This window comes from Paenibacillus tritici (assembly GCF_018207515.1).
GTDB lineage: Bacteria > Bacillota > Bacilli > Paenibacillales > Paenibacillaceae > Paenibacillus_AQ > Paenibacillus_AQ tritici.
Genome location: NZ_CP073365.1, coordinates 2331205 through 2344034, shown reverse-complemented (window position 1 = coordinate 2344034; position 12830 = coordinate 2331205). Strand labels below are relative to the sequence as shown.

Annotated in this window: 8 protein-coding genes; 1 reads left to right on the top strand and 7 read right to left on the bottom strand. The window is 53.7% G+C overall.

All coding sequences use genetic code 11. The annotated features are described in order from the left end of the window. Positions 1-10 precede the first annotated feature (10 nt). The 3 genes from KDC22_RS09825 to KDC22_RS09815 form a co-directional block, all read right to left on the bottom strand. Positions 11-1960, bottom strand: a complete 1950-nt coding sequence (locus KDC22_RS09825) for a serine hydrolase domain-containing protein (protein WP_246553430.1) — start codon at positions 1958-1960, stop codon at positions 11-13. Between the two features lie 975 nt (positions 1961-2935). Continuing rightward, a complete protein-coding gene (locus tag KDC22_RS09820) occupies positions 2936-3484 on the bottom strand; it encodes a CueP family metal-binding protein (RefSeq protein WP_211722888.1) in 549 nt (182 codons plus the stop codon). 29 nt (positions 3485-3513) lie between these two features. Continuing rightward, positions 3514-5502, bottom strand: a complete 1989-nt coding sequence (locus tag KDC22_RS09815; protein ID WP_211722887.1) for a Na+/H+ antiporter — start codon at positions 5500-5502, stop codon at positions 3514-3516. A 229-nt stretch (positions 5503-5731) separates the two neighbouring features. Here KDC22_RS09815 and KDC22_RS09810 point away from each other — a divergent pair, with 229 nt between their 5' ends. Continuing rightward, a complete protein-coding gene (locus KDC22_RS09810; protein WP_211722886.1) occupies positions 5732-6397 on the top strand; it encodes a PDDEXK family nuclease in 666 nt (221 codons plus the stop codon). Positions 6398-6745: 348 nt separating this feature from the next. Here KDC22_RS09810 and KDC22_RS09805 read toward each other — a convergent pair whose 3' ends face one another. The 4 genes from KDC22_RS09805 to KDC22_RS09790 all read right to left on the bottom strand — a co-directional run bounded on the left by KDC22_RS09805 (position 6746) and on the right by KDC22_RS09790 (position 12810). Further along, complete coding sequence (locus KDC22_RS09805) at positions 6746-8059, bottom strand: ABC transporter substrate-binding protein (protein WP_211722885.1); 1314 nt, start codon at positions 8057-8059, stop codon at positions 6746-6748. A 2-nt stretch (positions 8060-8061) separates the two neighbouring features. Then, positions 8062-9864: a sensor histidine kinase gene (locus KDC22_RS09800; RefSeq protein WP_211722884.1), complete on the bottom strand. Its 1803-nt coding sequence runs from the start codon at positions 9862-9864 to the stop codon at positions 8062-8064. A 117-nt stretch (positions 9865-9981) separates the two neighbouring features. Beyond that, entirely contained in the window at positions 9982-10650 is a 669-nt protein-coding gene (locus tag KDC22_RS09795) for a hypothetical protein (RefSeq protein WP_211722883.1), read from the bottom strand. Between the two features lie 15 nt (positions 10651-10665). After that, entirely contained in the window at positions 10666-12810 is a 2145-nt protein-coding gene (locus KDC22_RS09790) for a hydantoinase/oxoprolinase family protein (RefSeq protein WP_211722882.1), read from the bottom strand. Positions 12811-12830: the final 20 nt, after the last annotated feature.

Sequence of the window (12830 nt, the reverse complement as noted above, 5' to 3'; positions counted from 1 at the left end):
CTCTTAAGCGTTATCCAAACTGCCAGCCGAGCAGGTTCCAATAGTAGAAGAAGATCGTCAGTACGATAGCCGAAAGCGTCACTAAAGTGTAGTGCACCCGCTTCAGGGCGGTCCAATACTTATTCCTCCAGACCAGCACAGCCGAGACCAACATTGCCAAGGTCAAGCCCGCCATAATGATTGGCATAACCAGACTGACAGACAGTAACGGACTGATACCGCTGAGCTTCTGCATAATGTCCATGGACATAATAATCATAAACAGAGTAATAAAAGACAGCAGTGCCCAAACGGAAGTTCCCGCCGATAACCGGATGGCCCGCTTTTCCGGGAGCGTCATCGCCTTGAACCTGCGTCTGAAGAATATAGGTCCGGGCAATGCCGTGAGGAAGATGAATCCCACGACTCCAAGCAGGATGAGCCAAAACTTACTCTGATCCAAAAGCGGTGTACGCTCCAGCGGCATCTCAGGAGCCATGTCCAGTAGCATATGTGTCACTGTGCCGGACTCATCCGTAAGGAAGCCGATCTGATCCGTCCCTTCCTCCAGCTGGAACAGGTTAGGGGCGATTGCTCTGTACAGCTGTTGTTCGCTGCCGCTTCCCAAGGATATCTTGTTATCCACAACCGTAACATTCAGCTGGGCAAAAAAGTTAAAGAACTTGTCAATATCACTTAGGTTGCGGCGTGTAAATTGATAAGAGCCGGCATATTTCTGCACGGATTCTGCGGAAGCGGAGAACTCCGGCTGCTTCACTTCGGAAGCGGGATAATACCGGTTGAACAAGGCCTGGACCAGATGGGTCGCAGCTTCACTGCCCTGACCGCCATTGTAGGATAAGAAAATCCCCAGCTGCTTGGCAGGCGCGAGATACAATTCCGTATTGAACATGGGATCGGAGCCGCCATGAGAGATTATTCTCACCCCGTTCACCCGCTTCTCTGCGAATCCGAGAGCGACTCCCGGCAGGCGCTTATCGAGCTGGAATGCCGTTGAATGCATGAATGCAGCAGTCTCAGGCTTCAGAATCTGCCCGCCGCCATATTTACCGTTCTGCAGATGCGCGATCATGAAATGGGCCATGTCTAATGCAGATACGGTACCCGAGCCGGCAGGACGAAATCCGCCCTCGAAGGTAGGTGTGCCTGGAATAAAGCTGCCGTTCTCGCTGTTATACCCTACCACCTGGTTAGGGATGAATGACTCCGGCAATGGCTCCACGACCGTCGAATGCTTCATGTCCAGCGGATCGAAGATATTCTTCTGAATATAATCATTATAAGGAATACCGCTGACGTCCTCTACGATCATCCCGGCAAGCGTGGCTCCATAGTTAGAATAGGCACTCATCTCACCGGGCGGTCTGATCCGGGCGAGCATATGTTTATTGAGTGTCTCCGAGATGGAACCGGGCAATCCGGCAGGATTAGTGACGATCTGATAACCGACTCCGCCCTCTTCAAAGCCTGCTGTATGGGTCATCAAATGACGCATGGTGATCGGTTCAGGATAAGTGGCAGGAATCTTCACGGATTTCAGGTAGGTGTTAATGTCCGTATCCAGATCAATCTTCCCCTGTTCCACCAGCTGCATCACAGCTGTCCAGGTGAACAGCTTGGTCGTTGAAGCGATTCGGAACATGCTGGTGGCAGGGTCAACCGGAGCCGCTTGCTCCAGATTGGAACTGCCATACCCTTTACCCAAAATGATCTTGCCGTCCTTGACGATGGAGATCACCGCTCCCGGAATTTGCAGCCGGTTCATATACTCTTCCATCATACCATCCACAAAGGCAGTCAGGCCTGCCGCATCCTCAAGATTGGCAGGTGCTTCAATCCGGGAACCCGGTGAAGCGGCTTGCCCCGTCTCCGCCTTGGCATGTTTCCCGGGAAATATAAGGCCTGCGCCTAACCCAAGCACAACCAGCATTGCCATACCAGCGATCAGCTTTTTTTTCATGAATATTAACATTATTACCCTCCGCATCATCTGTCTATTTTAAGCTTCATCCGCCTGACACTTATAGAGATTATCAGAGTAGTGTGAATGGAACGTTAACAAGACTATAAATGCTTCAAGAGCAGGTTCATTAGCCAAGAATTTTCATTGATCGAAGGATAAAGTTTCTTACAACAATTATGCCTATAAAACTGAGAACTTAACATACTTACTTCGTTGCTGCCAGGATTCAGTGGAAAAAGGAGTGCGCAAAAAAGAACGCCCGCTCTGCCGGGCGGCAGCTTGGGACGTTCTTCGTCTTATGTACAGGGCATTGAATATCTTCTTGATCCCCAGATCATCATTCAGCTTCAGTATAATTTTAAACGATTAATTTCTTTTCCATACTCTCACATTGATTAGGTAATATAAAGTTATAAGAGATTGGATTACTAAAATACCCAGCGGAAGTAAATAGAGCATTTCAGCCTGATATTTTCGGAAAAGCTCAAAAGAGACTACAGCATAGCCTCTAGGTTCAACACCTTGTAGTTCCACAAAAAGAAATAGGAGTAAACTGCTTGGAATGACAGTGAATAAAAACCAGGTCATTTGTTTTCCCCTATCAGCCCTTATAAACAATAAAGAGTTAACGAAGCACAAGCAGACAGGGAGAAGGTATGTTTTACATAGAAATATCATCATTTCTGTTCCCCATCCCTCAATTCTTATCTCAAGAAAATAGATTAATATCAGGTGTATTGCAATTGCTGCCAAATTATAAAGAACGGCTTGATATATTGTCTTGATAGGGATCCCCCCTGCGATTATAAAAATTCCCCTTATACACCGAATATCGGATTCTCCTCTTGATTTATGTATATCAAAGAACCGCAAAAAAGGAGCCGTATACAGATACGGCCCCAACTTATTCAATATTTTTATTATTCTTCTTACAAACGAGATGGTACAGACAGAATCAGGATTGCTATACTTTTAGCTCAATTGCATACTCGTAAGACAGGTATCATCACTCTCAAAGGTGGAAATCTCAGACTGGGCCTTCTTGCCCTCATGCGTAATGGTCATCTTATAGTTCTGATCACGCGGCAGCCATAGGTCGATGAAGCCGTTCGGCTGTGACTTGACGGTCTGGTTCATGATCTCCTTACCATCCGCGTCTTCGATCGTTACCCCGAAGGATTGGCCGACCATCTCTCCCTGGCAGCCGGTCAGGCTGTGCGTGGCACAGGGATGTGTATTCTGCACATAGGGGGCAACCGACAGGAAGAACTCATCCTCCGGCAGCCCGTAGACTGCTTCGTTAGAACCGCCGCTATCCACAATAAGCTGGGTAGAGGTAATCGAAGCGGACTCTGCCGTCAAGGTGCGTGAGCTGAAGTCAGTCACCATTTGCTTGATGTTTTGACTGCTGCCCGGAGTTGTGGCAACTTCCGTTGTCTTCGCTCCCCCGCTTCCCGCGTACAGATAGATTCCTAGCGCAGCAATCACCGCACAGGTACCTGCGACCAATTTATTATTCATGATATAGATTCATCTCCTTGTAATGGAATTCAGCCCATTTCTTCCCGCAGATCATGCTCCATGAACAGAATATCACGTTTCATTTCCTTCATGCTAGCTCTGGAGATCCGTCCGGACTCGAACATAAGTTGAATATGATCACGTTCTAGTTGAATCCCCGCGCGGGACAGCTCATGCAGCGACTCTTCGAACTCCCGCTTCGTAGCAGAGATAGACTCCTGACGGGTCAGTCTCAAGCGCCCCCGCTCATAACGAAGAATCAGGGAGCTAATTACTTCAGGCTCCATCTCCCCCGTATTCTGCAGCACTCTCAGCTGTTCAAGAACGTAAGCGAAAATCCCGGACTGTAGCCGGTTCGATTCCTCTCGCCGCTCCTGCGCGTTTAAGCGGACCTGCTGAATGACACCTGTGATTTCTTCCCAGCTTTTGAACGGAATCAGGTCATTCTTGTACTGCGAATCACGGGTGTATATGAACAGCTGCCGGTTCAGGCGGTTTAGATAGCGGTATGCCGTGTACGGATTCACCTCGTGCTGCTTGAGCGCATGCATGGTGTATTCCCGCTGCCACTTGAGTGCTGTCACCCCAAGCTTCCGTTCCATTTCCTCAGCGTCTTCATTCTTCTTAAGCAGGCGGATTCGGGCATTATAAGTGCCGGTCAGATGATTCAAAGCCATGCGGGACTGATCCGTAGCCTGCTCATTTAGTCCGGCAACTACGCTGCGCAGGATTTCAATTTTGGCCTCCACCTCTTCGGCATTATGCTCCGCTTCATGATCGGAGCCAAGCAGCAGCGGCAGCAGAAAGTTAGACGCCAGCAGGGTCCACAGAATAACACCCGCTGCCAGGAAAATAATCAGGTCCCTGGCCGGAAAGTAGGAGCCGTCATCCAGGAAAAACGGCAGTGACATCGTACTCGCCAGAGTAATCGTACCTCGGACCCCGGACAGCGTGAGAATGAGCGCCTTCCTGAACTCCAGCTTCCAGGGCCCCCGCGGCTCCTCCCCTTCGGGAATATCCATGACCAGCATCCAGACCAGCCTTAGACCGAGGACAGCAGCGGTTAATAGCAGGGTATACAGGATAACCTGGATATTCCCTATATCCGGGTTGTTCCAGACGGTCTGAATAATCTCCGGCAGCTGGGTACCCAGCAGCAGGAAGACCAGGCCGTTCAGGACAAAAATAATGACGGACCAGGTGCTTTTGGACACGACGCTTAGCTTGGCTACCTCAGGATTCATCTGCTTGTATCCGAAGGAATGGGCGATCCCTGCACTTACCACCGCTAGAATTCCATTGACCCCAAGCTCCTCAGCGGCCATAAAAATAGCAAACGGCGTCAGGATCTCAATCAGCATATGTAGCGTGACATTCTCCATCCCGAGCCTGCGCAGCCACCGCACGATCCCGTATTTAATGAGCGTGAGCACAAGGCCCAGCACCACACCGCCTAGCGAGATGCCAATAAAGCTCAGACTGGCCGTCTTAAAAGAGAAGGCGCCTGTAACCATAGCTGCGACTGCAAATTGAAAGGACACCAGACCCGACGCGTCGTTAATCAACGATTCTCCTTCGAGAATCTGCATCGTCTGATGGGGGATTTTCACTTTTTGCTCCAATGCGCCTACAGCGATCGCATCCGTAGGGGCCAGTGCCGCAGCCAGCGCAAACGCAGCAGCCAGGGGCAATACCGGCAGCAGCCAGTGCAGGAAATAGCCCAGCACCCCTACCGTTAGAAAAACCAGTCCCAGCGCCAGCAGCAATATCGGCTTTTTCAGCTTCCATAAGGCCACTTTATCGGCAAGCCTGCCATCATTGAACAGTAAGGGGGCAATGAATAATAAGAGGAACAGCTCCGGGTTCAGCTCCAGCTCGAAATGTAGAGGCAACCAAGTCAAGGCCATACCCAGCACAATCTGAATGATCGGCACGGAGAGCGAGGGGATAAACCGGTTCACCAGATTAGACAGCGATACGGCTGCCAGCATCAACAAAATATACTCAAATAACTCCAAACGAACAAACCTCCATCTCTGCATTTGCGTGTGCAGGTACTAAATTACGTTATGTATGTAAACTCAGTATAAACGATCTGGGAGGAAATATCCTCTTGGTGGTTGACTATAAAGCATCTATTGCTGCTCGCCCATGTGCCGGCGTATAATTAGCTCAGACGAAGAACGTCCCAAGCCATCGCTGGCAGAGGGGCGTTCTTTTTTTGTTAACACGAGGGAGGAAATACATATGGAGTTTGAAAAAGCACATCAGCTGCTAATGGACCGGCATTTGTCGGTCAGAACCGGAGAGCGCAGAGGCCGGCTGTCACGGGGGCATCAGTATGCGGAGAAGCTAATGCTGCGCAATGTCTGGTGGCCGCTATTTGGCAACCTGGATGACCTGCATCCGGAGTATGAGGTCTACGACTGGAACCGTAAATCGCAGTTTCTGGATTGTGCATTTCTCCCGGCCTACGGGAGATTCGGACTGGAATGTGACGGATATCAGAGCCATGTGAAGGATATGGACCGGGAGAGATTCAATTACTCGCTTAACCGGGATACCTTCTTGAGCGGAATGGGTTGGAGAATCATCCATTTCTCCTTCGATGATGTGCAGAACCGCCCGGAAATCTGCCGCATGCTGCTGCAAATGGTCATTGCCCCTGCATTGCTGCGCATTCCGTCCGGCCCGTCTCTTACACCGCTGGAACGGGAGATCGTTAGACTATCCTGGAGTCAAAAGAAGGGAATACGCCCCAGAGATGTGATGCTGCAATACAATGTGAGCTTCCGTACGGCGCGTAAACAACTGCAGGAGCTGGTCCACAAAGGGCTGCTGCGCCCGGTCATGCAAAATACGTATATTTGTTATTATGAGCCTGTGCAGGGGGTGCCTGATTTGTTTCGATAGCTAACTGGCCAGGGTCCCGGCGACTAAGTAGGCAGGGGCTACGCCCGGTAGCAAAGTTGGTTGGGTTGGGTTGGGTTGGGTTGGGTTGGGTTGGGTACCAGTATTGTTGCAAATTTTGCAACTTGGATTCATAGAGGCTTGGTGCATGGAAGAAATCTTGCAGGAAATGCAAGATTCTTCTCACATGGCCGCTCGTATGGGGATAGAATCCTGCCTTTTGTGCAACATTTCCCGTTTATGGCGCATTTATTCAGGTGAATGTTGCATTTTGTGCAGGATCTCTAAGCCTCATCTCGCGCGGCCCCCTTCGTTCTCCCTTAGGTTGGCACGCACAGAAGAACAACCCGCCTATTTCATAAGCGGGTTAACTTCCTGCTCCATTTGTGCGAGCAGCTTCTCTACAGTAGAAGTTTGTGTGTAGAGCCCGTCCATCAGCAGCTGGATCTTGGTATCAATCTGCTGCCAGTTCTTATGCCCCGGTGCGATGCGGGCAGTGGAGATCTGGTCGAGAACCGCCCGCTGAATGCTCTCCGGTGAAGGCTCGGCGGCTGCCCGCAGGAAGACGTCGGATTCCAGCACAGACTTGCGTGACGGGACAAAATACTGCGCGGAGATACTCATGGACCCGGCGCTGGTGATGAACTTGAGGAATTCCGCCGCTTCCGCCGGATGCGCCGTCTCGAATACGGACACTCCCGCATAACCGAGGGAGGTCCCTGTCCCCTTAATGCCCGCCGGCATCGGGGCGATATCCCAGGCAAAATCGGTGACCGCCCGGGCTTTGGAGGTATAGCTGTAACGGTCTGTATACATACCGATCCGGCCGCTGTCGAACGTCAGCTCATCCCCGGGCAGCGGATGCACCTTGTTCTTGAACATCATATCGCTGTAGAGCTGCAGAGCTTCCTTCCCTGCGGGGGAATTCAGCGCAAACGATGCTCCGCCGCTGTCGAACAATTCTGCCCCGTGCGACCAGAACAGCGGCAGCAGTGCGTCCGACCAGTTGTTCCAGTCGCGGACCAGCTTCACACCGTAGATGCCGCGCTGCGGGTCGGTGATGCTTCGCGCCGCCTTAAGGAACTCCTCATAGTTCCATTTCCCTTCCTCGTACAGCTCCGTTGGCGTCTTCAGGCCTTTGGCAAGGAACAGGTCCTTATTGTAATAGATCAGTACCGGGGGCGTGGAGAAGGGTATTCCGTACAGCCGGTCCTCACGCCTGAAGATATCGAGGGTAGACGGATAAATATCAGCGTAATTGTACCCGGCGTCTTCCTCCACCTCTGCTGCAATATCCACCAGCTGGCCTGATTCCAGGAGCTGCGGAATCATCCGTTCCGCCAGCCAGCCGGCATCCGGGGCTGTACGGGAGGCCAGCATAATCGACAGCTTTTGCTGGTAGTCGGCAAAAGGAATCGTCATGACCTCTACCTCTATCCCGGAATGAAGCTGCTCGAATTCATCCACCAGCCCCTCAACCATTGCTTTCTGCGCATCATTGCCCCAGATGCTGAACTTCAGCTTCACAGGCTCCTGCTCCGCAGCCGTCTTAGTTCCTGCTTCTTCGTCCCCTGCTGTCCCCTCAGGCGCTCCGTTTCCTGCACCTGAGGAGCAGCCTGCAGCCAACAGCACCGCAGCCATCAGACCTAGCAGCCTTGTCCGCATCCTTATGCCTCCTCCTGTCTGTCCCCGGCGGGGCCGGTGTTGTTCATTGCTTCCCAGTTCATCGGCAGCCGCAGCGAGACCGTTACGCCGCGCCCTGCCGTGTTATCCAGTGTCAGACCGTAAGGCTCCCCATAGAGCAGCCGCAGCCGCTGATGGACATTACGCAGCGCGAACCCCTTGAGTATCCGGCCGAAGCCCCCCTGCTCCGCATCGGCTGCGGCCCGGGGCTGACGGCCATATAGCTGCTCTTCAAGCTCCAGCATCCGTCCGGCGGTGATGCCCAGGCCATCATCCTTCACCGACAGAATCAGGTCCTCTTCCCTGGCAGAAGCCGTCAAGGTAAGGTGCAGCCTGTCTTGTCCCATCGCATGTTCAATGACATTCTCGATCAGCGGCTGGAGAATCAGCTTCGGCACCACACAGTAGTCGAAGGAAGAATCAATGTGAATGACGGCTTGCAGCTTGTCACCGAGGCGCATGCCCTGAATACGCAGATAGGCTTCCACAAATCTTACCTCATCCAGCACATACACCATCTGTTCCCGGTGGCCTACTGTGTAGCGCAGCAGCTTCCCCAGACTGGTCACTACACCGGAGAGCTCGCGGGTATTGCCCTGCAAGGCCAGCATGTTCACCATCTCCAGCGTGTTGTACAGAAAATGCGGATGAATCTGGCTCTGCAATGCCAGCAGCTCTGCCTCCCGCTCCTTCAGCCGGGTCTCATAGACCTCTTTGACCAGACGGTCGATCTCGCCGATCATCGTATTGAACCCCTCGGTCAGCTGCCCGATCTCATCGCTGGTAGTGACCGTCGCGCGTTCCAGGAACAGCCCCCGCTTCACCTGTCTCATCTTCGACTGCAGGTGGGCAATCGGCTTAATCAGGCGGCTGGACAGCAGAATGGCTGCCGCATAAGCCGCCATCAAGGCAACGATGGACACCACCAGTGTAGAGTTGGTTAACTCACGGGCGTCCTCCCGGAGCTGCGCACGCGGAATCAGGGAGGTGACCTTCAGTCCCGTGTAGGAAGACTCCGCAGAGGCCGTAATATACGATTCGCGTGAGTCGGGAAGCCTTCCGGCCCCGGAGTACAGGACCACCTGATCCTTGCCTGTAATCTGTAGCAGACCACTCCCGCTGGAGCGGACCGTCGAGACAATAGACCCGAAGCCACGGGGCATCAGATCCACCTTGACGATCCCCAGCATAGCATGAGTGTATGGCTCACGGATGACTCTGGCTACAGAGATCACCCCCTGCTTCGGCTCTGTATAATAAGCGGCAGTATGCGGAGGAAGGATGGCCAGGCCGCCGTCCTCCTGCTCAATGGTCTCCATCCATTCTGCCATGCTGCGGTCCCACCGCTTCCTTACGCTCTGATCCAGGTTGCTGAAGATTCCTCCGTCATTGGTGAACACCAGAATGCTCTCGATCTCCCCCCTGTCAAAAGCCAGAGAAGAAATAAACAGATTCATCTTCAGCGTCTCATCCATGGTCAGATAGGTGCTGGCGGGTCCCGCGCCCCTGTGCTTTCTTAGAATCTGCATCATATCCTCATCGTAGAGCGGCGCAAGGGTAAGCCGGTCCAGCTCCTTAATATAATGCTCCAGATTAATACTGATCTGGCTTACGACCTGATCGGACAGCTCCACCGTGCTGCGTTCAACTCCGGCGGTATATTTCTTATAGCTGATGGTGCCGATGACCACAAACGGAATGGTGATCAGCAGGCAGAATAATATGATAAATTTGGTACGCAACGGCACATAGAGTGTTTTTTTATTGGTTCCTTTTCTGAACGGCATGTCAGGCAGCCTCCCGGACTCTGATTCCTTACACCAAGATAGCATAATTCGAGGATGAAGTCAGAGCCGTTCGCCAGGTGTATTTACCAGCGGGGGCAGCCGCTCAGAGCATCCGGCTCAGCCGTTCTCAAGCTCCTCCGCCCAAACGTCTGTCTGCCTCCAGAATTCGGCGGCTGTCAGGGTGCCGCTGTGAATCATATAAGCGTAATCCAGCAGATTCGGCAGGCAGGGCAGGTCCAGGAGATAACGGCTGAACGCATGGGCGGCAATCTCCGAGGTCCGGGTCACGCTGGCCCGGATACGCAGCGGCCCCAGAGAGAGGCTGCTGATATCATCCAGCCGCTTGTTGGTATATCCCAGCTCCGTGAATTCCAGATCGTGGAACAGCTCATGAGCGAGATGTATGTCGGTGACTTCCTTCAGGCTGAAGGAACGGCCGGGAAGCAGCACCCCGGCACATTGCCGCAGCTCCTCCATGGAGGACCGGTACAGCGTAATGACCCGTTCTTTGTCCGACAGCTCAATCTGGGCGCGGAAGCGGATCTGCCCGATGGTGCCCTTCCGTTCATTGAGATTCACCCGGATGCCCCTGTCCCTGCAGATGGCTCCGACATCCGTGCCATAGCGGGCTTTGAACGCCAGAGCCTGCTCCTTCCCGATGGCCAGCGGACGCTCCACATAATAACGCCGTTTGCCCTGCGGTATCCGGTGGAACAGCAGATCATTCTTCAGCTCGGCATAACCCAGCACGCGGTCGTCCGGCACGGTGTTCGCTGCGGTCTTCATCCTTAGGTGCACCTCCTACTGATAGACGACAGCGAGCATCTCGCTGTTGTCCTCAAGCAATTGTGTTTCCACTTCGAGAATGGAGAACAACTGCTCCTTGGTCTGCATCCCGGTTAGATCGAGCATTTTTTCCTTATAGAAGATGAAGGTCTTCGGGATCGTGGCATTGGCGTCCGAATAGATCGTATTCTCTTCCAGGAACGAGGCGAACCGGTCGGCCATATTTTTCTTCAAAAAAGCCAGATGATACGCATTCGTCTTCTTGAAGCGCACCACCCCCTCACGGTCCAGCACGCCGACATGGCTGAGCTTCTTCTTGACCAGCCCGAACATGGACTTCTTAATCTCGCTGGACTCGAACAGATACCATCTGCCGGAGGCTGCCTTCAGCTCCGTCTGCTCCGCCGGCTGGCCCAGCGCATCCGCCGCCGTCCGCATCAGCTCGTTCACCGGCACCTCGCGGCTGGCCAGATCCTTCGAGCGCAGCTCGGTGGAGCCGGTGGCAATCGCCCGCAGAATATTGCGCTGGGAGTCAATCTCGATCGTGACATCGACCGTGGATTCGTTCGCCCCGGACTGGACGATTTTGTCCATAATCTCTGCCCGGATCAGCTTGATATCCCGCTCCGTCGCGCCAACGACAGTCTTCTCAATCTGCTCGCGGACCATCGCCATCCCGACGCCAATCGTGGAGATATACGGCGCATTGTTCGCAATCTGGTGCTTGAAGCCTTCCTTGGCAGCCATGGCCGGAACCAGAACCGCTCCGCTGCCTCCGCCGCCGACCAGCGTAATGAATCCGGTGTCCAGCTCATAATCGCTGATCATCTGATTCACCACCGTCATCACCTTGCGGATAGCAATATCCATCGCGGCCCTTGCCGCCTCCTCGGCAGACATCCCCAGATGGGCACCCAGCGTCTGCCAGGCGATCCGCGTGCTCTCCATATTCCCGCGGGCATAATCCGTCTCCGGCACATGGTTCAGCAGATTCGCCGCTCCTGCCAGGGTCAGCGCATATTCATGTCCTCCCCTGCTACGAACCGTGACATAATCCGGGTCTCCTTCACGCGGGCTGACAAGACCGATCACGGGCTGCTCCAGGTTCTCCTTGCCGGTGAAGCATTCGTATTCCAGACCTGCGATATGGGCGCTCCGCGGTCCGACATCCGTGATCTTCCCCCCGCCGATCTGGATCATGCTCCCCCCGGCCACGGCCAGCGTCCGCACATCCAGCGAGCGCAGATAGGTTTTATGCCCGCCGACCTGAGCATTCTCAATCATCACCTTTCCGTTCTTGATCACGGAAATATCTACACTCGTACCTCCGACCTCGAAGAAAATACCGTCCGAGATCTTCTCATACATCAGGGCGCCGGCCACTCCGGCCGCCAGCCCCGACAGCATGGTCAGGATCGGACGCTTGCGCACCTCGTCGATGCTCATGACCCCGCCGTCACAGCGCATGATCATGAGCTGTGAGGTAATTCCCGCTTCTTTGACAGCCTGCTCGGTCATATTGGCCGTCTCCATCATCTTGGGGATCAGGCTCGCGTTGACTACCGCTGTTCGGGTCCGGGTCTTCAGCCCGTAGAGCTGGGAGATCTCATGTCCGCCAGTGGCGTACACCCCACGGCTGCGCGCCGCTTCCATCACCCTCAGCTCATTGGCCGGATCATCGACACTGTAGGCTTCTGAAGCTACAATGACCTCCGCACCCCGGGCCAGCAGCTGATCAATCGCATCATCAATGGCTTCTGCCGTAAGCTCCCTGGAGTCAATGAATTTGTGATAAGTGGTCAGGAATTTCCCCGCAGCTAGCTCGATATCCGCCACATTGGTCTCGGAGCGGGCACTGCGGGCATCCAGCCCCGTGCCCATCCCCACGATGCCTACACGGGCAACATCCCCTTCCAGCAGCGCGTTAGTCGCCTGCGTAGTCCCGTGGGCGATGAACTTGATATCGCCGGGAAGAATCCCGTTCTCGCTCATAATCCGCTGAATGATCTGGACAATCCCGCTGGCGACCCCGCGTTTGTCGTGGTGCGTGGTGGGCATTTTGACTTTGGACAGCACCTCAAAGGTCTCATTGTCTATGGCAACGGCATCTGTGAAGGTTCCACCGACATCAATGCCGATTCTGATCTGTTTATGGTTCATAGCAGGTTCTCCTCTCCATG

Bases quoted from the DNA above. Each gene is read 5' to 3' on its own strand.
- KDC22_RS09825 (WP_246553430.1), bottom strand. From the start codon at position 1,960: ATGAAAAAAAAGCTGATCGCTGGTATGGCAATGCTGGTTGTGCTTGGG.
- KDC22_RS09820 (WP_211722888.1), bottom strand. From the start codon at position 3,484: ATGAATAATAAATTGGTCGCAGGTACCTGTGCGGTGATTGCTGCGCTA.
- KDC22_RS09810 (WP_211722886.1), top strand. From the start codon at position 5,732: ATGGAGTTTGAAAAAGCACATCAGCTGCTAATGGACCGGCATTTGTCG.
- KDC22_RS09805 (WP_211722885.1), bottom strand. From the start codon at position 8,059: ATGCGGACAAGGCTGCTAGGTCTGATGGCTGCGGTGCTGTTGGCTGCA.
- KDC22_RS09800 (WP_211722884.1), bottom strand. From the start codon at position 9,864: ATGCCGTTCAGAAAAGGAACCAATAAAAAAACACTCTATGTGCCGTTG.
- KDC22_RS09795 (WP_211722883.1), bottom strand. From the start codon at position 10,650: ATGAAGACCGCAGCGAACACCGTGCCGGACGACCGCGTGCTGGGTTAT.
- KDC22_RS09790 (WP_211722882.1), bottom strand. From the start codon at position 12,810: ATGAACCATAAACAGATCAGAATCGGCATTGATGTCGGTGGAACCTTC.